Origin of the sequence: Paenibacillus sp. AN1007 (assembly GCF_040702995.1) — a bacterium.
In the GTDB taxonomy this organism is placed as follows: Bacteria; Bacillota; Bacilli; order Paenibacillales; family Paenibacillaceae; genus Paenibacillus.
Map to the genome: position 1 here is coordinate 3,404,432 of NZ_CP159992.1, position 22,486 is coordinate 3,426,917.

Annotated in this window: 26 protein-coding genes; all 26 read right to left on the bottom strand. The window is 46.4% G+C overall.

Features of this window, described 5'->3' with window-relative positions; translation table 11 throughout:
• Window positions 1-13 precede the first annotated feature (13 nt).
• The gene (locus ABXS70_RS15045) at window positions 14-901 is read right to left on the bottom strand and encodes a MinD/ParA family protein (RefSeq protein ID WP_342555478.1); all 888 of its coding nucleotides are present in this window, start codon (window positions 899-901) and stop codon (window positions 14-16) included.
• Window positions 898-2,262, bottom strand: coding sequence for a flagellar biosynthesis protein FlhF (gene flhF / locus ABXS70_RS15050; RefSeq protein WP_366288867.1), 1,365 nt, complete (start codon window positions 2,260-2,262; stop codon window positions 898-900). Before flhF ends, ABXS70_RS15045 begins: the two co-directional genes overlap by 4 nt.
• Window positions 2,259-4,292 carry a flagellar biosynthesis protein FlhA gene (flhA, locus tag ABXS70_RS15055; protein WP_342555476.1) on the bottom strand — a complete coding sequence of 678 codons (2,034 nt, stop codon included), beginning with the start codon at window positions 4,290-4,292 and terminating at the stop codon, window positions 2,259-2,261. The genes flhF and flhA overlap by 4 nt, the downstream gene beginning before the upstream one ends.
• A gap of 24 nt (window positions 4,293-4,316) precedes the next feature.
• Window positions 4,317-5,426 carry a flagellar biosynthesis protein FlhB gene (gene flhB, locus ABXS70_RS15060; protein WP_342555475.1) on the bottom strand — a complete coding sequence of 370 codons (1,110 nt, stop codon included), beginning with the start codon at window positions 5,424-5,426 and terminating at the stop codon, window positions 4,317-4,319.
• The gene (gene fliR, locus ABXS70_RS15065) at window positions 5,423-6,211 is read right to left on the bottom strand and encodes a flagellar biosynthetic protein FliR (protein ID WP_342555474.1); all 789 of its coding nucleotides are present in this window, start codon (window positions 6,209-6,211) and stop codon (window positions 5,423-5,425) included. Before fliR ends, flhB begins: the two co-directional genes overlap by 4 nt.
• 10 nt (window positions 6,212-6,221) lie before the next feature.
• Window positions 6,222-6,491, bottom strand: coding sequence for a flagellar biosynthesis protein FliQ (fliQ, locus tag ABXS70_RS15070; RefSeq protein ID WP_342555473.1), 270 nt, complete (start codon window positions 6,489-6,491; stop codon window positions 6,222-6,224).
• 25 nt (window positions 6,492-6,516) lie between these two features.
• Window positions 6,517-7,272 carry a flagellar type III secretion system pore protein FliP gene (gene fliP / locus ABXS70_RS15075; protein ID WP_342555472.1) on the bottom strand — a complete coding sequence of 252 codons (756 nt, stop codon included), beginning with the start codon at window positions 7,270-7,272 and terminating at the stop codon, window positions 6,517-6,519.
• Window positions 7,269-7,805: a flagellar biosynthetic protein FliO gene (locus tag ABXS70_RS15080; protein ID WP_342556299.1), complete on the bottom strand. Its 537-nt coding sequence runs from the start codon at window positions 7,803-7,805 to the stop codon at window positions 7,269-7,271. The genes fliP and ABXS70_RS15080 overlap by 4 nt, the downstream gene beginning before the upstream one ends.
• Window positions 7,806-7,816: 11 nt before the next feature.
• Entirely contained in the window at window positions 7,817-8,182 is a 366-nt protein-coding gene (locus ABXS70_RS15085) for a response regulator (RefSeq protein ID WP_090923862.1), read from the bottom strand.
• Between the two features lie 28 nt (window positions 8,183-8,210).
• Window positions 8,211-9,551 carry a flagellar motor switch phosphatase FliY gene (gene fliY / locus ABXS70_RS15090; RefSeq protein WP_366288874.1) on the bottom strand — a complete coding sequence of 447 codons (1,341 nt, stop codon included), beginning with the start codon at window positions 9,549-9,551 and terminating at the stop codon, window positions 8,211-8,213.
• A complete protein-coding gene (fliM, locus tag ABXS70_RS15095) occupies window positions 9,541-10,539 on the bottom strand; it encodes a flagellar motor switch protein FliM (RefSeq protein WP_342555470.1) in 999 nt (332 codons plus the stop codon). Before fliM ends, fliY begins: the two co-directional genes overlap by 11 nt.
• 39 nt (window positions 10,540-10,578) lie before the next feature.
• The gene (locus tag ABXS70_RS15100) at window positions 10,579-11,037 is read right to left on the bottom strand and encodes a flagellar basal body-associated FliL family protein (protein WP_342555469.1); all 459 of its coding nucleotides are present in this window, start codon (window positions 11,035-11,037) and stop codon (window positions 10,579-10,581) included.
• Window positions 11,037-11,258 (bottom strand): flagellar FlbD family protein, encoded by a 222-nt coding sequence (locus tag ABXS70_RS15105; RefSeq protein WP_056700597.1) that lies wholly within the window; start codon window positions 11,256-11,258, stop codon window positions 11,037-11,039. Before ABXS70_RS15105 ends, ABXS70_RS15100 begins: the two co-directional genes overlap by 1 nt.
• A 66-nt stretch (window positions 11,259-11,324) precedes the next feature.
• On the bottom strand, window positions 11,325-12,143 hold the full coding sequence (gene flgG, locus ABXS70_RS15110; RefSeq protein WP_342555468.1) for a flagellar basal body rod protein FlgG: 819 nt from the start codon (window positions 12,141-12,143) through the stop codon (window positions 11,325-11,327).
• Window positions 12,144-12,224: 81 nt separating this feature from the next.
• The gene (locus tag ABXS70_RS15115) at window positions 12,225-12,608 is read right to left on the bottom strand and encodes a TIGR02530 family flagellar biosynthesis protein (protein WP_342555467.1); all 384 of its coding nucleotides are present in this window, start codon (window positions 12,606-12,608) and stop codon (window positions 12,225-12,227) included.
• Window positions 12,605-13,171, bottom strand: a complete 567-nt coding sequence (locus ABXS70_RS15120) for a flagellar hook capping FlgD N-terminal domain-containing protein (protein ID WP_342555466.1) — start codon at window positions 13,169-13,171, stop codon at window positions 12,605-12,607. The genes ABXS70_RS15115 and ABXS70_RS15120 overlap by 4 nt, the downstream gene beginning before the upstream one ends.
• A gap of 19 nt (window positions 13,172-13,190) precedes the next feature.
• Window positions 13,191-14,564 (bottom strand): flagellar hook-length control protein FliK, encoded by a 1,374-nt coding sequence (locus tag ABXS70_RS15125; protein WP_366288880.1) that lies wholly within the window; start codon window positions 14,562-14,564, stop codon window positions 13,191-13,193.
• A 37-nt stretch (window positions 14,565-14,601) separates the two neighbouring features.
• Window positions 14,602-15,540 carry a kinesin gene (locus ABXS70_RS15130; RefSeq protein ID WP_342555464.1) on the bottom strand — a complete coding sequence of 313 codons (939 nt, stop codon included), beginning with the start codon at window positions 15,538-15,540 and terminating at the stop codon, window positions 14,602-14,604.
• A gap of 43 nt (window positions 15,541-15,583) precedes the next feature.
• Window positions 15,584-16,036 carry a flagellar export protein FliJ gene (gene fliJ, locus ABXS70_RS15135; RefSeq protein ID WP_366288882.1) on the bottom strand — a complete coding sequence of 151 codons (453 nt, stop codon included), beginning with the start codon at window positions 16,034-16,036 and terminating at the stop codon, window positions 15,584-15,586.
• Between the two features lie 11 nt (window positions 16,037-16,047).
• Window positions 16,048-17,367 (bottom strand): flagellar protein export ATPase FliI, encoded by a 1,320-nt coding sequence (gene fliI / locus ABXS70_RS15140; protein ID WP_342555462.1) that lies wholly within the window; start codon window positions 17,365-17,367, stop codon window positions 16,048-16,050.
• Window positions 17,354-18,211 (bottom strand): FliH/SctL family protein, encoded by an 858-nt coding sequence (locus tag ABXS70_RS15145; protein WP_342555461.1) that lies wholly within the window; start codon window positions 18,209-18,211, stop codon window positions 17,354-17,356. The genes fliI and ABXS70_RS15145 overlap by 14 nt, the downstream gene beginning before the upstream one ends.
• Window positions 18,204-19,220, bottom strand: a complete 1,017-nt coding sequence (fliG, locus tag ABXS70_RS15150; RefSeq protein WP_342555460.1) for a flagellar motor switch protein FliG — start codon at window positions 19,218-19,220, stop codon at window positions 18,204-18,206. The genes ABXS70_RS15145 and fliG overlap by 8 nt, the downstream gene beginning before the upstream one ends.
• Window positions 19,221-19,231: 11 nt before the next feature.
• The gene (gene fliF, locus ABXS70_RS15155) at window positions 19,232-20,818 is read right to left on the bottom strand and encodes a flagellar basal-body MS-ring/collar protein FliF (protein ID WP_342555459.1); all 1,587 of its coding nucleotides are present in this window, start codon (window positions 20,816-20,818) and stop codon (window positions 19,232-19,234) included.
• A 131-nt stretch (window positions 20,819-20,949) separates the two neighbouring features.
• Window positions 20,950-21,261 (bottom strand): flagellar hook-basal body complex protein FliE, encoded by a 312-nt coding sequence (gene fliE, locus ABXS70_RS15160; protein WP_342555458.1) that lies wholly within the window; start codon window positions 21,259-21,261, stop codon window positions 20,950-20,952.
• A 54-nt stretch (window positions 21,262-21,315) separates the two neighbouring features.
• On the bottom strand, window positions 21,316-21,768 hold the full coding sequence (gene flgC, locus ABXS70_RS15165; protein ID WP_342555457.1) for a flagellar basal body rod protein FlgC: 453 nt from the start codon (window positions 21,766-21,768) through the stop codon (window positions 21,316-21,318).
• A gap of 5 nt (window positions 21,769-21,773) precedes the next feature.
• Window positions 21,774-22,181 carry a flagellar basal body rod protein FlgB gene (gene flgB, locus ABXS70_RS15170; protein ID WP_342555456.1) on the bottom strand — a complete coding sequence of 136 codons (408 nt, stop codon included), beginning with the start codon at window positions 22,179-22,181 and terminating at the stop codon, window positions 21,774-21,776.
• Window positions 22,182-22,486 lie beyond the last annotated feature (305 nt).

A 22,486-nucleotide genomic window follows, 5' to 3' on the forward strand; every position in this document is an offset into this window, starting at 1 on the left:
CTTTATTCAGAAATCATGTTGTTCGTTTAAGCCACTTTTTCATAAATCCCCTGATTCCTGACAAGGTTCCGGATTCCGGAGCTGCAGGTACAGCCAGATATCGAAGAGCAAGTTTTTGAATATCCTTGGAAGCTTTGCAATTCGGATAGGCCAGACGGTAGGGCATCTGCTTCTTGACTGCTGTAACGACCTGGGCATCCTCAGAGATATACCCCAAAAGCGGGATATCCGTTTGCAAAAACTTCCTTGCGACTCCAGCTATCTTATCCGCTACACGTTCCGCCTCCCTTTCGTCTTCGACCCGGTTTACGATCATTCGAAAAGGGGTAGCGTGCTCCTGGCTGTGCATCACTTTGACTAAGGCATACGCATCAGTTATTGAAGTCGGTTCAGGTGTAGTTACGATCAGGCACTCATCAGCAGCACTGATGAATCTCATATTTTCTCTGGAAAGGCCAGCCCCGGTATCGAAAATGACATAATCCATCTCCTGCGCAATGTCTTCTACTTGACTGGCGAAAAACTCCAAATCTCGATCAGACAATGAGAATAGTTCTTTCATTCCCGACCCCCCTGCAATATACGGCAGGCCATCAGCACCGAGTTGTATGATTTCCCTTATAGTTTTATGTCGGTATAATAGATGATACAGATTATAGGAAGACGAAGTTCCCATTAAAACATCGATATTGGCCATACCGATATCTGCATCAAACACCAGTACTTTTTTACCCATGGAATGCAGCGTCAGTGCAAAATTCAATGTAAAATTGGACTTGCCTACCCCGCCTTTACCACTGGCCACGGTGATAATTTGGGAGGAACGGTTACTCGCCCTGCTTTCATCGCTCCCCAAAGGTGCACCAGCCAAACTTCGGAGCGAAGCTGCCTGGTCCATCATTCTGCTCCTTCTCCCAACAATACTTTGCATAACCAATCTGCATCAGGCTTCAACAGATCATCAGGAACGTTCTGGCCGTTGGCCACGTAAGCCAGTTTTAGCGGGAAACGATGAAGCAGATTAAATAATGGACCACAGGTCCCTGTCTCGTCCATTTTGGTAAAAATCACTTTGTCCAGCCCGTATTTGCTGAAATGTTCTGTAATCTGTACCATATCCGCACTTTTCCCCGTCATACTCATCACCAGAAAGGTTTCACTGTTCTCCACTGGAGCAAGCAGACTCTGCAGCTCAGAGACAAGCAGTTCGTTTCTGTAGTTTCTGCCTGCTGTATCCATAAAGATCAGATCACAGTGTTCTAACCGGGAAATGGCACGCTGCGTATCTCCAGGCGACTGCACAACTTCCAGCGGCACATTCAAGATGGAGGCATACGTTCTGAGCTGTTCAACCGCAGAGATTCGATACGTATCTGAAGTAATGAAACCAACTTTACGCTGCTTTTTGAACATCTGTTCAGCGGCCAGCTTGGCAATCGTCGTTGTTTTGCCCACTCCCGTTGGTCCAGCCACGTACACGATCCGGGTGTCTGGTAAAATCCCTTCCTGGATACGATCGTTCAGAAAAGTTGTAACCTCTGACCGAAGAGCCTCTGCCGCATCAGGTTCGTGCAGCTCTCCTTCGGATAAACTCCGTTGAATCGGCGCGAGCCAGGACTCCCATACTTCCGGCCATATCTCCTGTTCTGCCATTCGCTCCTGAAACTTGACCAATGGTTCAGGAAGCATCTCCGCAGCCGTACCCTGCTTGGAAAGCTTGGTCATCATCTGCTTCAAATCCTGAATTTCATTCAACAGCATATCCTGCTGCTGATGGGGAGCGCGATCACCCATACTAGAGGTTGAACCCGAAAAATCCGCCCCTTGCGGTCGCGGTTTATGCTCACTGACAACGGAATCCGAGCTGTATTCCATCTTCTCATCTCGATCACTTGATTGGGATACAGATGGAACAGCCGCTGCATTCTCCTGTCCTTTTGGATCAACCGCAGCTGCAGCACCTTCTTCATTGGAAGCTGTTGCAAATGAACGAGCGGTTTGAGCATAAGCTTCGGGAACATACGCACGAGGCACGGGCGTAAACGGTTTTTGCACCTGCTTTGCAGCAGATTCCTTCGCCTGATTGGTCTGTTCCTTATCTACAGCCGCAACCACTTCGATCCGTTTCTTGCGGAACATCCCCAGCACTCCGCCCACCTTGATTTCTTTGGTGGACAGAATGACGGCGTCACTTCCCAGGTCTTTCCGAATCTGAAGCATAGCTTCGGGCATGGTCTCAACAACGTATTGTTTTACTCTCATAAGTTCACCACCCCGATACTTTGAATTTCAACATTCGGCTCCAACTCGCTATAGGAAAGCACCGGAATGTCCTGCATCGTTCGTTCAATCACCTGACGCAGATACATTCGAATGGTTGGAGAAGTCAGCACGATCGGCTGTTGTCCCGATTGTATTAACCGATTAACTTGTTCACTCAGCTTCTGATACACACTCTGAGTTGAGATCGGGTCTAAGGCCAGGTAACTGCCCTGCTCCGATTGCTGCACACTTTCTGCAATTTTCTTCTCAAGCCCTGGTCCAACTGTAATTACGCGAAGCGTTTCGCCTTTTTGGGAGAACTGCTGCGTAATCTGACGTGATAAGGATTGTCTGACATACTCCGTCAACACATCAGGGTCCTTCGTGTAGGTACCGTAATCTGCAAGCGTCTCAAAGATCGTTACCATATCTCGTATGGAGACTTTCTCACGCAGCAGCTTGGCAAGAACCTTTTGCACATCACCAATCGAGAGTACGGAAGGAATCAGTTCATCCACCAATGCAGCATAATTTTCTCTGAGGTTGTCCACAAGCGCTTTTGTTTCTTGTCTACCCAGCAGCTCGTGTGCATGTTTCTTGATCAGTTCTGTCAGATGCGTGGCAACAACAGAAGGCGGATCAACGACTGTATATCCAGCGAGCTCAGCCCGATCTTTCGTCACTTCGTCAATCCACAGCGCAGGCAGTCCAAAAGCCGGCTCTGTTGTTTCAATTCCTGTAACGGACTCTTCATCGTACCCAGGACTCATGGCAAGATAATGATTCAGAAGCAGTTCTCCGCCACCCACTGCATTACCCTTGATTTTGATTACATACTCATTAGGTCTTAACTGAATATTGTCCCGAATTCGAATGACAGGTACAACCAAACCCAGCTCAAGGGCACATTGTCTTCGAATCATGATGATCCGGTCGAGCAGGTCTCCGCCCTGCTGATTATCAGCCAGTGGAATCAAGCCATAACCAAACTCGAACTCGATCGGATCTACCTGAAGCAGGTTAATCACACTTTCAGGACTTCTCACCTCTTCAATCTGCTGCTCTTCTTCCAATTGCTCTTCCGCTTCCTGTTTTAAATTCAGATTATTCTGCATTCGCCAGGCGGCAAAGGCAAGCGCACCTGCCAGCGGGAGCGTTGTAATCACATGAATCGGTGTAAAAAATCCCAGCATCGCAATAACAAAAGCTACGATATAGATGAGTATCGGATATGTAAACAACTGGCCGGTGATATCTTCTGCCAAGTTTCCTTCCGATGAAGCTCTGGTCACAATCAGTCCTGCTGCTGTTGAAATCAGAAGAGCAGGTATCTGGCTAACCAATCCATCCCCGATGGTCAATACCGAGTATGTAGAGAGTGATGTTGCAAAATCGAGACCATGCACCGTCATACCGATGATAAAACCACCGATCAGGTTGATCAGGAGAATGATAATACTTGCTATGGCATCCCCTTTTACGAATTTGCTGGCACCATCCATCGCACCATAAAAGTCGGCTTCGCGTTCAATTTTGGAGCGGCGCTCACGCGCCTGCTGTTCATTGATCAAACCTGCATTCAGGTCTGCATCAATACTCATTTGTTTACCAGGCATGGCATCGAGGGTAAATCTTGCTGCTACTTCAGCTACACGCTCAGATCCTTTAGTGATAACGATGAACTGAACCACAACGAGGATCAAAAACACGATGAAACCTATAGCAATTTCACCTCCGGCAATCCAGCTTCCGAAGGTTGCAACTACCGCTCCCGCATCTCCCTTACCCAATATCAATTTGGTAGTCGAGATATTCAGTGCGAGTCGGAACAAGGTCGTAATGAGCAGCAAAGCCGGAAATATGGAAAACTGCAAAGCTTCTTTGCTGTTCATGGCAACAAGCAGGATCATCAAGGCAATAGAGATGTTGATAACAAGCAGCATATCGAGCAGCCAAATCGGGATCGGGAGAATCATCATCAACACGATGCCGATAATCCCCGCAAGTATAGCTAAATCTTTTGTTTTCAATGAATGTACGGCCTCCGATCCCTTTTATTTCGTTCTGCCCTTTAGTTTATATACATAAGCCAGCACTTCGGCTACAGCTTGGAACAAATCGGCTGGTATAGCGTCACCAATCTCAGCTCTCTGGAACAAAGCCCGTGCCAGTGGTTTGTTTTCCATCGTAATCACACCGTGTTCTTTGGCAATTTCTTTAATGCGCAGAGCGACATAATCCTGCCCTTTAGCAATAATCTGCGGAGCCTCCATCTCAGACCCCTCATACTTCAGCGCTACGGCAAAGTGAGTCGGGTTCGTGATTATCACATCTGCATTAGGTACTTCCTGCATCATACGCTGCATAGCCATTCGACGCTGACGCTCTCGAATTTTGCCCTTGATCAGCGGATCGCCTTCCATTTTCTTGTACTCATCCTTGATATCCTGTTTGGACATCCGTATATTCTTTTCATAATCGTACTTCTGGTACATGTAGTCGAATACGGCAAGCACCAGCAGTGCAACTGCAATTTTGACACCAAGATTCAAAGTAATCGAAGCAGCAAACTGTAAAATAGCATCCATTGAAAAATGGGATAATGAAGCAATATCAGCTTGATAACTGGTAATGGTGCTGTATACCAAATATCCGATAATGGACATTTTCAAAATGGACTTTGCAAATTCAACTAACGAACGAAGGGAGAAGATGTTTTTAAAACCTTTAATTGGATTTAATTTCTCAAGCTTCGGTTTTAAACCCTCACCAATAAGAAGGAACCCCACCTGCATGTAATTTACAATTAATGCAATCAAAGCTGCGCCAAGCAAAACAGGAGCGAGTAAAAGCATCACTTCAATCCCGTAACGTATCATCAGTGCCATCACATTTTCTTCGGTAATCTCCAGGCTGAGCCGATTAATGAAAATATCCGTAAACAACCTGACCATACGTTCTTTATAGAACGTACTGAAGATCATCATGATGAGAAATGTGAACAGGAGAATCGAAGCACCCGATAACTCCATACTTTTGACGACCTGGCCCTTTTTCCGTGTATCCTGTCGCTTTTTCGGGGTCGCTTTCTCCGTCTTCTCCCCTGAAAATAACTGGAGGTCGAGTTGAAGTTTCATCTGAATCCTGTCCTCCATTTCACTCATCCCGGCCGTTGTCCGATCGTTCCAAGCAGTTTTTCCATCGACCGGAACATCACCTCGAACAATTGGCCAAACACAAAGGCAAAACTGGGCACCAGCAGAAGCAAAATAGCAATTCCAACGAGCACCTTGAGCGGCATACCTACAGCAAATACGTTAAACTGTGGAGCCGTTTTTGCTAAAAAGCCCAATCCTACATCTGTCAGAAACAGCGCGACCACGATCGGAGCTGCCATCTGGAAAGCCAGCATGAACGATTCTCCTAATGTTCGTACAAGAAACTCTGCAACACTTCCATCTGCCATCTTCAAAAAGAACACGTTGGAGAGCGGAATCCATCGATAACTGTATACAATCCCGTCCAGCAGGTAGTGATGTCCGTTCATAGTCAGAAATAAAAGCACAGCAAAAGCATATTTAAAGTTACCTGTTAGCGGCGCAGAAGCACCTGTCATCGGGTCATACACATTCGCTATACCGAAACCAATCTGGATATCAATAAACGCCCCCGCTGTCTGGACTGCCGTCATCAAAAGATAGGCAACAAAACCCAGAAGCAGGCCTATCAGAATTTCTCTGATAATCAATAAGATGTAGCTCAAGTCGGTTGGAACGGTCTGATGAATGCCAAACGACATATATACCGTAAGCGTAACAAAGGCAGAGATCCCTACCTTAAACGAAGCAGGTACATTTCGAGCTGAAAAGACTGGTGCAGTTACAAAAAATGAGGCTATTCGACAAAACATAAGCAGAGCGACAGGGAAACTTTGCAGCAATGTCTCCATCGGCTAAAGCCTACCCTATGTATCTATATAGATTGTCGAGTATGTTATACGTAAAATCGATGAGTATATTCAAAATCCAGGGCCCAAATAAAAGTACCGCCAAGAGTACAGCAATAATTTTAGGCACAAAGGCCAGAGTCTGCTCCTGAATTTGAGTCGTTGCTTGGAAAATACTAATTAAAAGTCCTACAACCAGAGCTAGAATAAGCATAGGTGCACTGGCCAGCAATGACGTGTATACCGCTTTTCCGGCCAGACCGATAATAAACTCCGAAGTCATGACCGTCCTCCTTTAACTCTCCGGTTCAAGTGTTAAAACTCAGCAACAGTGACTTGACTACCAGATACCACCCGTCTACCAGCACAAAGAGCAGTATTTTAAAAGGTAATGAGATCATAACCGGGGGAAGCATCATCATACCCATGGCCATGAGCGTACTCGCCACAACAATGTCGATCACCAGGAAAGGAATAAAAATCATGAATCCCATCTGGAAAGCTGTTTTAAGCTCACTGATTGCATACGCCGGTACCATCACTGTAATCGGAATATCCTGATACGATTTGGGCTGTTCCGACTGATTGTATTTCATGAACAGCATAATATCCTTCTCACGCGTGTGCGTAAACATAAATTTCTTGATCGGATCTGCTGCCTTTTCAAGCGCCTGCGTTTGTGTTAAATCTCCCTTAAGATAAGGCTGCAGTGCAACCTGATTAATAGAAGACAGCGTTGGCGACATAATAAAAAGTGTCAGAAAAAGTGCAAGACCAACCAATACCTGATTCGGAGGCATTTGCTGCGTTCCGAGTGAGGTCCGGACAAAACCAAGCACGATAACGATGCGAGTAAAACTGGTCATCAGTACCAGCAATGCTGGCGCTATACTGAGCACTGTAATTAATAAAATGATGGACAATGAACTTGTACTTGGCGTGCTGCCGTCACCGTTTCCTATTTGAATATCAATGTTAGGAATCGGCTCGGCAAAAGCCACCGTAACGGATGCCAGGCTGATAAGTCCTATGAAACAACACGCTAACCAAATCTTTTTCTTCATGAATCCCTCGACCGATCTGTAGTATTGTCTTGATCCAGGAGCTTCTCCATCTTCTCTTTACGGTTTGGCATCTGCCGAAGTTTGGATTCGAACATCTCATGAAAAGAAGCGGTGTCCTCAATTTCCATTTCCCGAGGCGGTTCATCTTTGCGAAGCCGCTGAGTGAGCTTGGCAATGATAGGTGAAAGGCTGCCCTGCTGCGCAGCAGCGTCTCGTTCAAAAGAATCTATAATTTTCTGCGCTTCTTCCAAATCCGAGACCTTATCCAGCAGCTGTATATTCTCGCCCACACCAATCAAATAAACGTTTCCGCCAATCTCCAGAATTTGCAAAGACTTGTTTTGTCCTAATCCGACCCCGCCCAAAATGCGAACGGTTCCGCTTCGAAACCACTGCTGATTCCGTTTGTTCAAAAATCGAATCAGATAGACGATAAGAACCAGGATGACGGCCAGGACAACAATCACCCATACAAGCTGTAAATAATAATTGATTCCCGCGCCAGCTGGTTCTGGAGTATCACCCTGAGCCATCAACATGTTTCTTAAGCTCCCAGTGTTTTGCTGATTGCTTCGATAACCCGATCAGATTGGAAAGGTTTAACGATGAAATCTTTGGCACCCGCTTGAATGGCGTCAATTACCATCGCCTGCTGTCCCATTGCAGAACACATAATTACTTTTGCGTTTGCATCGATTTTTTTGATTTCTTTCAATGCAGCAATACCGTCCATCTCAGGCATTGTAATATCCATTGTAATCAGATCTGGACGAAGTTCCTTGAACTTCTCAACTGCCTGTGCCCCATCTGGTGCTTCTCCTACGACTTCATACCCATTTTTGGACAAAATGTCCCGGATCATCATTCTCATAAATGCAGCGTCGTCTACGACTAAAATTCGGTTTGCCATGTTGGTTCAAATCCTCCCTAGATTGTGCTTATTGTAATTTCTGAATTCGGTCCCATTGGCTTACGATATCTATAACACGAACACCAAAGTTCTCATCAATGACCACAACTTCTCCTTTGGCAATCAGCTTGTTATTAACTAGGATATCGACAGGTTCACCAGCCAACTTATCCAGTTCGACAATCGAACCTTGTGATAACTCCAATATATCTTTAATTTGCTTCTGGGTCCTTCCTAATTCTACGGTGACCTTAAGGGGAATGTCCATCAATAAATTCAAATTGTTCTCGTCTACCTGGCCATAAGTCCCATTTTGCAAATTGGCAAACTGAACAGGCTGTACATTCACATTCCTATTAGGTACACCACCGTAGTGCTGCGGCTCACCGTAAGCTGGCTGCGGCGGCATACTGTACGGCTGCTGCGGCGGCATACTGTACGGCTGCTGCGGCGGCATGCCATATGGCTGCTGTGGAGGCATTCCGTATGGCTGCTGTGGAGGCGCCCCCATCGGAGCTTGTCCGTATCCACTATAGTCCTGAGCAGGCTGCTGTGGAGCTTGTGGAGGCATCTGCTGCTGCTCCATAACCGGTGGCGGCGCTGGTGCGGCGGCTGGAGGTGTTGGTACTGGTGTCGGCTCAGGCTCAGGCGCTGCAGCTGCAGTTGCACTGGATGTTGACTCCTGAGCTCCTCCTATTAACATATCCACCATGTTTTTGGCGAAAGGTACTGGAAGCAGCTGCATCAGATTCGAATCAATCAGATCGCCCACTAATAGACGGAACGAAACTTGTATGAGCGTTTCATCTGGTGGCAGATTAGTAACGCCCTCTCCGCTTTCCAAGTTGAGAATATCAATCCCCGGAGGAGAGATATTGACAAAACGGTTGAAAATCGTCGACATGGATGTAGCAGAAGAACCCATCATTTGGTTCATTGCTTCCTGCACTGCACTGATATGAATTTCGTTCAGCTCTTCATCAGCCGGATTACCTTCACCGCCGAGCATCAAGTCCGCAATAATCTGTGCGTCTCTCTTTTTAATAACCAGTGAGTTAATGCCCTCGAATCCATCGACGTAATTCACATGAACAGCAACATGCGGTTTAGGAAATGCCTCCTCGAACTGCGTCCGGCTTATGATCGATACTTTAGGTGTAGTAATATCCACTTTAAGGCCCAGCAGCGTGGACAACGCCGTTGCCGCACTGCCAAATGTAATGTTGCCAATCTCCCCCAAGGCATCCTGTTCCAGTTCGGTCAGAAAGTCATCTACCGTTTTCTGAGCGGGTTCTGAACTCGCTATCGATTCCGATTGCCGAAGCAAAGCATCGATCTCTTCCTGGGATAAATAATCCTTACTCGTCAAATTCTTCAACTCCTTCGGTGACAACTTGATCTATTTGCACAGCCACACGGTCCTTAATGGTTCCCGGACTGCCGATATACTTCAGCCTGTCACCAACTTTAATGGAAAGCCCCTCTTCCACCGGTTTATTGAGCGTAATGACATCGCCAACCGATAATCCCAAAAACTCGGCTATCGAAATTCTGGATTCACCAAGTTCGGCTACTACAGGTAATTTGGCTTTGTTCACACGAGTTCTCAGCACTTCGTACTCTTCCGGAGCTCTCGTTTTCTTCTCCGAAACAAACCACTGATGCGTTGATAACCGGGACATTATAGGCTCAAGAACGACATGCGGTATACACAAGTTGATCATGCCCGTCGTATCGCCGATTTTGGTGCTGAGCGAGATCAAGGCAATGGTCTCATTGGGAGAAACAATCTGCATAAACTGCGGATTCGTCTCCAGTGCTTCCATTCTTGGCGAGATATCCAGTACCGTCTTCCACGCTTCCTGCAAACTTTCGAATGCACGGCTGAATATCCGCTCCATAATTGTTGTTTCAATCTCCGTCATGCTTGCAATTTTGGTCGGAGCACTACCGGTACCTCCAAGCAGACGGTCAAGCATCGCATATCCCACGTTGGGGTGAACCTCCATTACCATTCGTCCCTGTAATGGCTCTGCTTCGAAAATGTTCAAAATCGTCATCTTGGGAATAGAACGGATAAATTCGTCATAAGGCAACTGTTCTACCTGCACGACATTAATCTGAACGAACGTCCGCAGCTGGGCCGAAAAATAAGTGGTGAGAAAACGCGCAAAGTTTTCGTGAATACGAGTCAGACTGCGAATATGATCCTTAGAGAAACGAACTGCCCGCTTAAAATCATATGCTCTGATTTTTTTCTGAGTTTCTTCCTTTTTCAATTCCTCGGCGTCCATTTCGCCTGAAGAAAGGGCTGCTAATAGGGCGTCAATCTCATTCTGTGATAATACATCCACCATGTTCTCACCCCCTTACAGGTCTACAGCTTGTTCTGTTCACTACAATGGTGTCATTACAAAAGATGAAAAACTCGTGCTGCTCAATTTTCCTTCAGGTAAAGTTTCATTGATCAACCCTGTTAATCTCTCGTTGAATTGGATCCGGCCTTTTGCCGTAGACAATTCCTCAGGCTTGGTGTCGACAAGCGTCTGAATAATAATTGGCTTCACAATAATGTCTTTAATTTTCTCAAAATCTTCTTTGGCTTTCTTATCCGATAACTTGAAGGAGAAACTTACCATTACGATCCGATCTGTATCGGCCAGATTCGTTTTAATGTCTCCCAGCTCTGATGAAACCTCTACAATTTCATCCGCAGTCATCTTCTTTTCTTCAGCAGCCGCCGCTGTATGTGTATTGTCGTTCTTGTTCTGTCCCTGCAAAAATACAAAAACTACGACCACAATGAGTGTGATTGCAAGCAGTATCGTTGCAACCCAGGGCATCATCTTTTTCATCAGGACTCCTCCGTTTGCTGCACTTTGATCGTGGCTGCCTGAACTCCAATTTCACGGTTGTATTCTTTGATTTTGGAAATCACTTCATCGGCCTTTTCAAGAACGATCAGTCTTTTTCCCGTTACCAGAGTAATATACGTGTCCGGCGTCTCTTCCACGATCTCGACCATCAGCGCATTTAACCACATGGGAGAACCATTTAACCGCGTAACTGAAATCATGCTAAGCCCCCTCAATCAGAGTGGAGGAGCAAGCTCCCCCACCATTTCAAAATTACTAATCAGTTATTAACGTTTCAGGTTAACGACCTCTTGAAGCACTTCGTCTGATGTTGTAATGATCCGGGAGTTCGCTTGGAAACCACGCTGTGCCACAATCATTTCGGTAAACTCGTTTGTCAAGTCTACATTGGACATTTCCAGCTGACCGGGGATAATAGCTCCTGTACCTTCTTCTGCATTATTTGCCGTCACAGGCTCAAGCGCACCATCCGGATTGGCGTTCGTTGTCATGCGATACAAGTTGCCGCCAACCTTCTCCAGACCCGACGGATTCACAACCTTACCGATGCCAATCTGTACGCCAGCCTCATTTGTTCCGTCAGCCATCGTTTGGTTGATCGTTCCATCCTGACCAATCGTGAATGAAACGACATCATCTCCAATCTGGATGTTTCCTCCACCGCTATCCACTACAAACAAACCATCAGAAGTAACCAAGTTGCGATCTGCATCAAGCGTAAAGTTACCTGCACGTGTCAAGTATGGCACCTCTTGGTCCTCACTCAGACGAACCAGAAAAAATCCATCTCCATTAATGCGAAGGTCAGTAGGTCTATTCGTAGTCATAGGACTGCCTGCCAAGTGTAACGTGTCAATGGAACCTACCGACACACCTAGGCCAATCTGCTGCGCGTTAACACCACCCGATGGAGTATCCGTTGGAGCAGTGACGCCTGAAGTCGTTTGGCTCATAATATCCTTGAACATCACTCGGCTTCCTTTAAATCCAACCGTATTTACGTTCGCAATATTATTACCAATGACATCCAGCTTGGTTTGAAAACCCCGCATCCCGGAAACGCCTGAGTACATCGATTTCAACATTTTATTAAATCCTCCCAGCCTTAAATTGGTTGCCGCATCAGTCGGTCAGCGGCATTCCGGCTCCCGAGAAGGGCCAGCCGGCTAAGAAATAATGACAGCACTATCGATCTGAGTGAAGACATTGTCTTTCATACTTTCGCTATCCATCGCAGTAACAACAGTGCGATTTTTAACATTAACGATAAAGGCCATATCCTGCATCAAAATCAGAGACTCTTTAGCTCCCTTGGCGGCAGCTTTATCGAGTGCCGAACCAATCTGCTTCATCTGCTCTGTTTTCAACTCAATCCCACGCTGTTCCAGTCGCTTGGCCGCATGGTTGCTGAGTTTCAAAAGATTATCTTCAAGCACCTGCGCAAAAGGTTTAGCGGGGGCACTGGAGACTTCTCCCTGTTGGGGTTTGCGAAGCATATTTGGAGTAACGGGTCCAGTATACAATTGTCCAACCGTTATACGATCACTCATACCGTCTGCTCACGATCTTCAGACTCACTTGCCTCGTCTTTTACATCCGATGGCTCGCTTACATTAGAACCCGCAGCACCATCCTGTACGTTTTGCACATCCTGCACAGGCGTTTTCTCTTCTTCATCCTGCTTCGCACGGTTCACTTGAATAATTTCATCCAGCTTGATTTCGTCCTTGCCTACTTTCGCGTACTGCACACCGTCGCGCACAACAATAGAGTCAACAATACCTTGACGAAGTGCACCACTGTCTGCTTTATCAGAAGAGAGCCAACTGATCTCCATGCCAATCATGCCTGATACGGCCCCAAGTGACTGATTCAATGTTTTAAGCTGTGAAGAAATGTTTACCAGCTGCTCCACTGAACTGAATTGAGCCATCTGAGCAATAAATTCTTTATCTTCCATTGGCTGCATCGGGTCCTGATTCTGCAGCTGGGTGATCAAGATTTTGAGAAACTGATCCTTACCAAGCTCTTTGGTTGCAGCGCTGGTTGTCGCTTTATTTGCAGCCGAGTAGTTTGGCCAAACATTATTAGTAGAAACAATTTCGTTTGCCATATATTCACCTCATTCCTCTTTAAGCCTCTGCACTGAATGAATCGCGCTGCATTTCGCCGCCTTCTACTTGTTCACTGCGCCAGCTGCGCAACTCTTCCTGAAGTCCGGCTGCGGTTACGGCTTCATCCGTATGTTCTCCCCGCTCACGTGAACGCCTCTGCTGCTGCGATTGATTACCTTGCTGACGACCGCCATCCTGATACATCTCGGACCCTAGCGAGCTGTTCTGAGTTACTTCCAGACGTTCTACCTGAATGCCTTGAGACTGCAGCGAGGAACGCAGCTGCATCATCTGCTGTTCAAGCATGTCTTTCGCCATGACATGTTCTGTCATGAACCTGGCGACCAACTGCCCGTTTTGTAACGTAATCTGCACATCCAATTTCCCCAAATGTTCAGGACGAAGTGAGATTGTTGCCTCGGAGAACCCTTTCTGCTGCACGATATCGAGTTTATCCACCACAAATTGCGTCATTTCCTTAGCAAAAAGCGAGGCCTGCATCACAGGCTGGGCCGGTTTGCCTGCGGTTGTGCCCGAGCTTCGTAAGGAAAGTTCTCCTGCAGTTACAATTCCGCCTTGTTGAATCTCTACATCTGCACTGGAAACTGGCGCTGCATCCGCTTTAGCTGTATTCGGCCCTGCTTTGGCTTCTACTAGAACAGTCTGGTCCTTCATGACAGAGATCGTATCCAGTATCGATTTCAGTTCAGACCAGCCTTTCTTGTCTTCCGTTTCAACTCCAGCTTTTTGCAGCTGAGTTTGAAGGTCCTGAAGCAGCTGTTTGAATTCAGGTGCAAGCTCCACTACAGCACGATTCGGATGTTGAACTTTCGCTGCCAATTGAGTCAACACATCCTGTAGAACAAAACGAATTGCAGCAGGATGTTGAGACAAATCAGCGGCAGAAGCAGCGTTAACGGTATCATCCGAATTGGAAACAGTTTCGCCTGCAGATGCTTGCTGATTGCTGTCAGCCCCTTTACCCAACAAAGCATACACTTGCTGGATCAACGTTTGGAGACCTGCAAGCAGTGATGGATCATTTTCCAAAGCTTCATCCAGAGCATCAAGATCACCGAACAGCTTTTTCAGCTTATCACTTAAACCCAACGCATCTTCATCAGCAAAGAGTGAGGTTAACGTGTCAGTTAAAGATGTGTTCTCTCCTTCTTGTTCTGAAGCAAATGTAAACATAAACGGAGAAGCGGATTTGGCTGCTGTACTATTCGCTGTCTCACCTTCACCAGTTCCTCCAGCCATGGACTGTGCCAGTGTCTGCAGAAACTCACCACCTGTTTCCGTAACGGGACCGCTTGATTGTGATCCAGATGACGAAGCTGAACCGGAAGTTTTAGCCGAAGCTGTAGAGTTCATTTGATATACGAGTGACATTTTTTCACCTCCCCTCTATGCATTCACGTCCGTATCCTTACTTATTCCCCATCAGCCGATTCAAAACTTTGGCTGTTTCAACCGAGTCTTCCTTCGACATATTCTCAAGAAGTTGTGAACGAGTGGCATCATTTACTGAATTCAGTATAGTCAGTGTTTTATCCGGACTTATTTTATACGTTTCGAGCAGCAATTTAGCACCGCTGGATGCAGACATAGAGGCAAAAGTCTGACTCAACTGGGTTTTATCCAAATTCTTGCTGTTCGTTCCTGTAGTCGTTGAAGCTGCTGCTGTTTCCTTCTTTAATCTGGATTGGAGCGCATCCAGGGCAAGATCGCCTGAAGGTTTCGCATCCTTCATTAACATGGTTACATCCGCTGCCGTCTTGGGGTCCATCTTCTCCAGCACTTTCGTCCGGGCAGTCGACTGCATCGCATTTAACATGAGCACCATTTCTTCATTCGTCATATTTTGCAAAATCGGTGCAGCTTTACTCGGACTCATATCCGCATACATCTTAGCCAAACTTTTAATCTGCTTCTGATAGTCACTTTCGCTTTCAGGTTGTGCAGCTGCAGCGGTTTCAGCTGTTTGTTTGGCTTCATCCAATTTCTTCTGCAAATCAGCTGTTTTCTGCGTCTCTGCAGCTGCAGCTTCTTTGGCTGCTTTGAGCTCTGTTTCTTTAGCTGTAACTTGAGATTTCAGCTTTTCAATCGTTGCTTCAGCGCTCTCTACCTGCTTCTCGGAGTTTTTCAGTTTCTCCTTCTCAGGGTCCAGAACCGGTTCAGGCACCCAGTTCTTGACAAAAGGGATTTTATTGGCAAGTTCGAGAGCATTATTCCGAATATCCACGTTAAACAGTGTAAGCAGTACACCAAGCAGCACTACGGTAAATACGATCGGGATTGAAATCATGAGAAACTTTTCCCATCCGCTCCCGGATTCTTTTTCGATATCAGTGTCTTTTACAGCCACCGTTCATTCCTCCTTCACGAGACAACTTCGCGCCCGGCTCACATCAATTCGCTCGTCCGGCTTTGGCAGCGAAGCGTACAGTAGCCATCTCGTCCAGATCATTCTGTTCCCGGAGGAGCATCTCCTGTTGAAATCTGATTTTGGCCTTATCTCTCGCTCCAAGCCACACTTTTTCATCAATGACTTTGCCATTTAAAAAGCTCTGATTCCGCTGCACATTGACCTGAGCATGCTTGACATCACTGTTCTTACGCGATATGCACTCGTCAAGGTGATAAGCATATCGCTGCATTTCCTGCAAACTGGATACGGAAGCACAGTTCTCCGTGGCAGATTGGATAATATCCATCAGATTATTTCGATCATTAATCAACTGCAGCAGATGTTCTTCTTCTGTCTGAAGTTTGCCAATGGCTGTAGATAACATCCATTCTGCCTGTGTCTTCTCATTGCTTTTCAGGTCAACAACCTTCTGGAAATGATATCGAAATTTCATCGTTTACCCATTCATCTCCTTGCGAATTCAAGAATCAAACGCTCCTGCACTTCACTTAGCGTCACTTTTTCATCCACTTTTTGCTTTGTAAAATTCCAGATATGGTCAATCTGATCCATCGCTTCATCGATGGCTGCGTTTGATCCTCGCTGGTAAGCACCGATATTGATCAAATCTTCCGATTCTTTGTACACCGCCATCAACCGTTTCATATTGTTAACCGCATCAATCTGCTCTTCAGGAGCGATGTCCTTCATCACACGGCTGATACTTGCAAGCACATCGATCGCAGGGAAATGGCCCTTATTAGCTATGGCGCGATTCAGCACAATGTGACCGTCCAAGATCCCCCTGACTGCGTCTGCAATCGGCTCGTTCATGTCGTCTCCATCAACCAGTACAGTGTAAAAGGCTGTAATGGACCCTGTGGGACCAGTCCCCGCACGCTCAAGCAGTTTCGGCAGGCTTGCAAAAACAGAAGGTGTATAACCTCTCATCGCCGGTGGTTCACCTACAGCCAAACCCACTTCCCTCTGAGCCATAGCGTAACGAGTAACGGAATCCATCATTAACATGACGTTCATGCCCCGGTCACGGAAATACTCCGCAATCGTCGTTGCAATAACCGCTCCCTTGATTCGAATCAAGGCGGGCTGATCTGATGTTGCCACGATGACTACAGATCGTTCCAATCCTTCCGGGCCTAAATCTCGCTCGATAAAGTCACGAACCTCGCGTCCACGTTCACCCACCAGAGCGATCACATTCACATCCGCTGCGGTATTGCGAGCAATCATGCCCATTAACGTACTTTTACCAACACCTGAACCAGCAAATATGCCGACCCGCTGTCCTTTTCCTACTGTGAGTAAACCGTCGATCGCTCTTACACCAACGCTCATCGTTTCAAGCACACGCGGTCTGTCCATCGGATTTACAGGTGTGTTAGAAGTAGAATACGTCGGCATTCTGGATGGCAGCAGTGAACCGTCAAGCGGCTGCCCCAGTCCATCGAGTACTTTCCCCAGCAGCTCTGACCCGACCTGAACACCTAACGGTTTGCCTGTTCCCACTACGTCGCACCCAGGACCGATGGATTGAAGTTCTCCCAGCGGCATAAGCAGCACTTTGTTATCTCGAAACCCTACGACTTCAGCCTGCAGGGGCTTGGCAGATTTGCCCGGATAGATGTAACATACATCGCCGATACTGGCATCAGGTCCCTCTGACTCCACCATCAAACCGATGACCTGCGTCACTTTGCCGTTTATACGCACAGGGTCAAACTGCCGCAGATGTTCCATATAACGCTGTGAACTAAGAACCTTCATGTTGATTTCTTCGCTCCTCATCCTCAAGTGCTATGCGGATCAGTTCTTTTTTAATCTCGGCGAGCTGCGTATCAATTCTTGCATCCACACTTCCAAATGAAGAACGGATAACACAGCCTTTATCTTTAACCGTAGCATCTGGCAAAATTTGCAGATCTGCTTGCGAATCAATGGAAAGCGCCAGTTCTTCCCTAGCAGCTTGTACAAATGAAAACTGTTCCGGCGCGACACAGAGTGTGATCTGGCCTTGTTCTCTTTTCCTGGACAAGCTCTGACGGATCAGTTCCAGTGTATGTTCAGGCTCTACAGTAAGCTGTTTATCTATAACTTTCTCTGCAATACCGCACGCAAGATCAACAAGAAAAGGCTCTGCTTCCTGAATAATCTGGTCTTTGGCAGTATACGCTTCCTGAAGCACTAATTGCGCTTCTTTCATCATCTCTTCGATCCTCACCTGGAGATCCAGTTCAGCTTGTGCTTGTCCTTCTTCGAACCCTTGTTGAAAACCTTGGGCACGGAGAGCTTCTGTCAGATGTTCATCCTGCTCTCGCTGCTCCTGCCACCAGCGATCAATCTGTTCTCGGGCCTCCTGAAGCATTCGTTCCGCTTCTTCCGAAGCTTCGCGCACCTGCTTTTCCGCAAACTCCTTGGCATCTTCCAGCATTTCAGCAGTGAGACGTTCCGTCTCTTCATCCACACGTGCCCGAAGTACTTCTGCTTCGGAGATGGCCTCGCCATCCCCATGCATCCCCGTCTCTTCTTCACCCGCATAATGATGATGATTCTCGAGCTTTTTATGATCTTCAACCGGGACATACTGGAAAGATTTAATCAAATTAGACAATGATATCATCTCCTCCACCACGTGCGATAATGATCTCACCGGACTCTTCCAGTCTGCGGATCGTACCTACGATACGTGTCTGAGCTTCCTCCACATCACGAAGCCGCACAGGGCCCATGAATTCCATCTCTTCTTTGAATGTTTCAGACATCCGTTTCGACATATTACGGAATACAGCTTCACGCACTTCTTCGCTCGCCACTTTGAGTGCCAGCTGCAGGTCGGCATTGTCGATATCCCGGATAATACGTTGAATGGAACGATCGTCCACATTGACAATATCTTCGAAAACAAACATCCGTTTTTTGATTTCTTCTGCAAGTTCCGGGTCCTGAATCTCGAGGGAATCCAGAATCGTACGCTCCGTCCCTCGGTCGACACCATTCAATATCTGAACGATGGATTCGATGCCGCCTGCATTCGTATAATCCTGGGTCACGGTAGATGACAACTTCTGCTCCAGCACTCGCTCTACCTGTGAAATGACTTCTGGTGAAGTGCTGTCCATTACCGCAACTCTGCGAGCCACATCTGCCTGCTTCTCCTGCGGGAGAGAAGACAAAATTGCCGCGGCCTGCTCGAATTGCAGATAAGATAGTACGAGCGCGATCGTTTGCGGGCTTTCGTTCTGAATAAAGTTCAAAATCTGATTCGGATCTGCTTTACGGGCAAAATCGAAAGGTCTGACCTGGAGCGTAGCTGTCAAACGATTGATAACTTCAAGCGCTTTGGTGGAACCGAGTGCTTTCTCCAAAATTTCTTTGGCGTAGGTAATCCCCCCTTGAGAGATGTACTCCTGTGCCAAACAAATCTGATGAAACTCGGACATAATCATGTCTTTTTCGGATGCATCAACCTTGCGCACGTTGGCAATTTCCAACGTGAGCTGCTCAATTTCCTCGTCACGCAGATGTTTGAAGATTTGAGCAGACACTTCCGGACCTAGTGTAATCAACAATATTGCTGCTTTTTGTCTGCCAGTCAATCCTGCACTGCCTGCTTTTGCCAATGTGTTCACCTCTATTCGTCAGCCAGCCACGTACGCAGCAGATTGACGAATTCGTCCGGCTTTTTCTTAGCCAAACTCTCCAATTGTTTGCGCACCTGACTTTCGTTCGTCACACTGTCCAGTGTTATGGACGGGAACTCTGTTGCTACTGGAAGCGGAATATCTTCCTCTTCTTCAAATTCATTTTGTTTACGACGACGACGTACTAACAAAATAACGACCGCAGCGATCAGTACTGCTATCAAAGCACCGCCACCCCACATCATTGCAGGTGTTAGCTGGAAGCCTGTGTTCGTATCTGCAGCTGTCGCAAAACCTTGTGACATAACTGAAACTTTCTTTGTCAGGTCTGCGTCAGTTATTGTAGTGCCTGAATCTGCCAATGAAGCTCGAACGATGTTAACCAGAATATTTTCAATCGCATCTTTAACCGGCTGCTGCAGTTCCGTTTGTCCTGCAGGTGGTTCAACAGCCACATTGATGGTTAAGTCTTTTACAGTATATGGGCTTGAAATGATATCTTTGGCAATCCGATTCACTTCATAGTTAATTGTGCTTGATGATTCTTCTGAGTTTGCATTGCTGTTGGAATCCGAAGACGGATAACCTGGAACGTCCTGTTGGCCGGTTCCTGCAACACCACCTGTTGGGCTTCCCCCGCCGGTGTAACTCTTCTGAATCTGCTGCACACTGATTTCGATTCCCTTCATGTTCTCTTGATCAACAGGTGTAACGAGATTTTCTTTACTGGTCACTTTATCAAAGTTTAGTTTGGAAGCAACAAGTACGTTAACTTTATCCTCGCCTACGATGTTGGAAAGGAACTGCTTTACGTTGTTTCTTACATCACTCTCGAACTTTTTCTGTAGAGCCATGTTTTCCTGCACTTCAGATGACAAGCCGCCACTGCCACCGCGAGCCGTCGGAATGAGTTCAGCTTCATCCGTATTCGTGATGGTAATATTCTCGATCGGAAGATTTGGAACAGCTGTTTTAACTAAGTTAAAGTATCCGTCTACAGCCGCCTGATTCGGATGATACCCCGGTTTGAACTGCAGTGCGACGGAAGCTGAGGCTTTATCCTGCTCTTCCAGACCGGCAAAGATATTATCTTTAGGCATGTTAACAAGGACTTTGGCATCCTGGATGCCCTGCATACGCTGAAGCAGTTTCTCAACTTCTCCATTTAAAGCATTGTTATATTTCACATCAAACTCTTTGTCTGTCATACCGATCGGAGATGATGAACTCTCAAATGCTTTATAACCAAGTGAACCATTTTGAATGATACCTTGTGAACCGATATTTACTTTGGTCAGTGCAACATCCGTACTGGGCACAGAAATACTTTTTCCGTCCGCGCTCAGTTTGTATGGAATATTGGAAGAGTTCAGATAATTGATTACACCAGCCGAATCACTTGCATTTAAGTCAGTGAACGCAACCTCATATTCCGTTTTGGATAACTGCATGGTGAGAACCACTGCGGCCAAAATCAGAAATAGGAAGGTAGAAATAAATAATGTTTTCTGCTTCTTGCTAAAGCTATTCCAGTACTGTGATGCCTTATCCCTGTACTGGGCAATTCTCTCATTCACTCTGTCACCCCATCCGAAACTTTGCTTAGTCCGTCCTTGCACAAGCGTTAGCGTTCCATTGGCCTGTGTCAAGAGCAGCTTCGCAGCTGCTTGTCATTATGATCAGCGCTGCTGTCTGCGCAAACGATCCTTTACAACTGCGTACGCATAATCTCCTGATAAGCCTCAACCACTTTGTTTCGCACTTGAGTGGTAAGCTGCAGACCCAGCAGAGCTTGTTCCGAAGCGATCATCACCTGATCTACATTCGCTTTGCCTACCAAAAATTGATTTGACATTTCATGTGCTTGGGTCTCCTGTGCGGCGACAGACCCCAAAGCATTTTGTAAGTATGTACCGAAGCTCTGAATGCTTTCGGCTGGTGTAGATGGTTTATTTTCGGCAGTGCTCTTCATCTGCAGCGGCTGCACTCCTTGTGTGCTGAACATATTGTTCTGAATCATGAATGTCCCTCCCCTTATCTCCTGTTTTGTTTATTTGTCGAAGGATGCTGCAGTTTAAGCTCTTCCAATCTCCAATGCTTTAGAAATCATGGCTTTGGTTGAATTCAGTGCAGTTACGTTAGCCTCATAGGAACGCGAAGCGGAGATCATATCGACCATCTCTTTTGCAATATCCACATTAGGCATAAACACATAACCTTCTGCGTTCGCATCAGGGTGTGTTGGATCATAGACCGGTTTGAGTGGTGACTGATCCTCTCGAATTTCGGTTACTCTGACACCATCACCTGAGCCACCGCCCCGCATCTGGTTCTGCAGCATCGTACCAAAGGACGTTTTGTTCGGTTCAAGCACCACCATTTTCCTTTTGTACGGAACTGCAACCCCGTTTGACATGCTCGCGCGTGTAGTCTCTGCATTGGCAATGTTGGAAGAAATCACGTCCATCCTCAAACGCTGCGCAGTTAGAGCCGAAGCACTGATTCCAAAACTGCTGCTAATATTCAACGCTGTTATCTCCCTTCTACGCCAACTCGCATCATTTTGATCTGTTCGTTCACTTGCTGGATATAAGCACTGTAACGCAATTGATTATCCGCCAGAAGGCTCATCTCTCTATCGATGTCCACATTATTCTGGTTGTTATTCATGGAAGTGGACTGGTCCATATTAACTACTGGTGTCGGTACAGAAGAGGAAGGACCTATGACAAAATGCCTTGGATCCGTTACTTTGCCTTTAAGAACAGGCTGATCACCGTTCATCTGTCCCTGTAACATTTCTTCGAAAGAAACGTCCGAGCGCTTAAAATACGGGGTATCGGCATTCGCAATGTTGTCCGCTATCGTTCGTTGTCTGATGTTCGACGCATCGAGTGCACCTTGTAATCTTTTAAAGCTGATATCATTCAAAAGATTCACAATATCCCTCCTCTCTTTAGTATTTATGGAAAAAGATTGAATCTTTTCACGCGAAAATGATAATGTTTTTTCGACAAAAACATTCGTCTTTACACGGTTTTCTAGGACTTAAGTAGAATTAACTCTGATGTTGTCGTATAACATAAGTTTCTTCGAGTTTGGGATATATTACAATAAGAAAAAAGCCCTATCTTTTCTGAAAGAGAGAGCTTTTTGTGTATTTTCTGCAAATTTTGATTTTTTTCGTAAATATTCAGTCCCAAATCAAAAATGTGTTAATATTGCTGCAGTGCACCCTTACACAT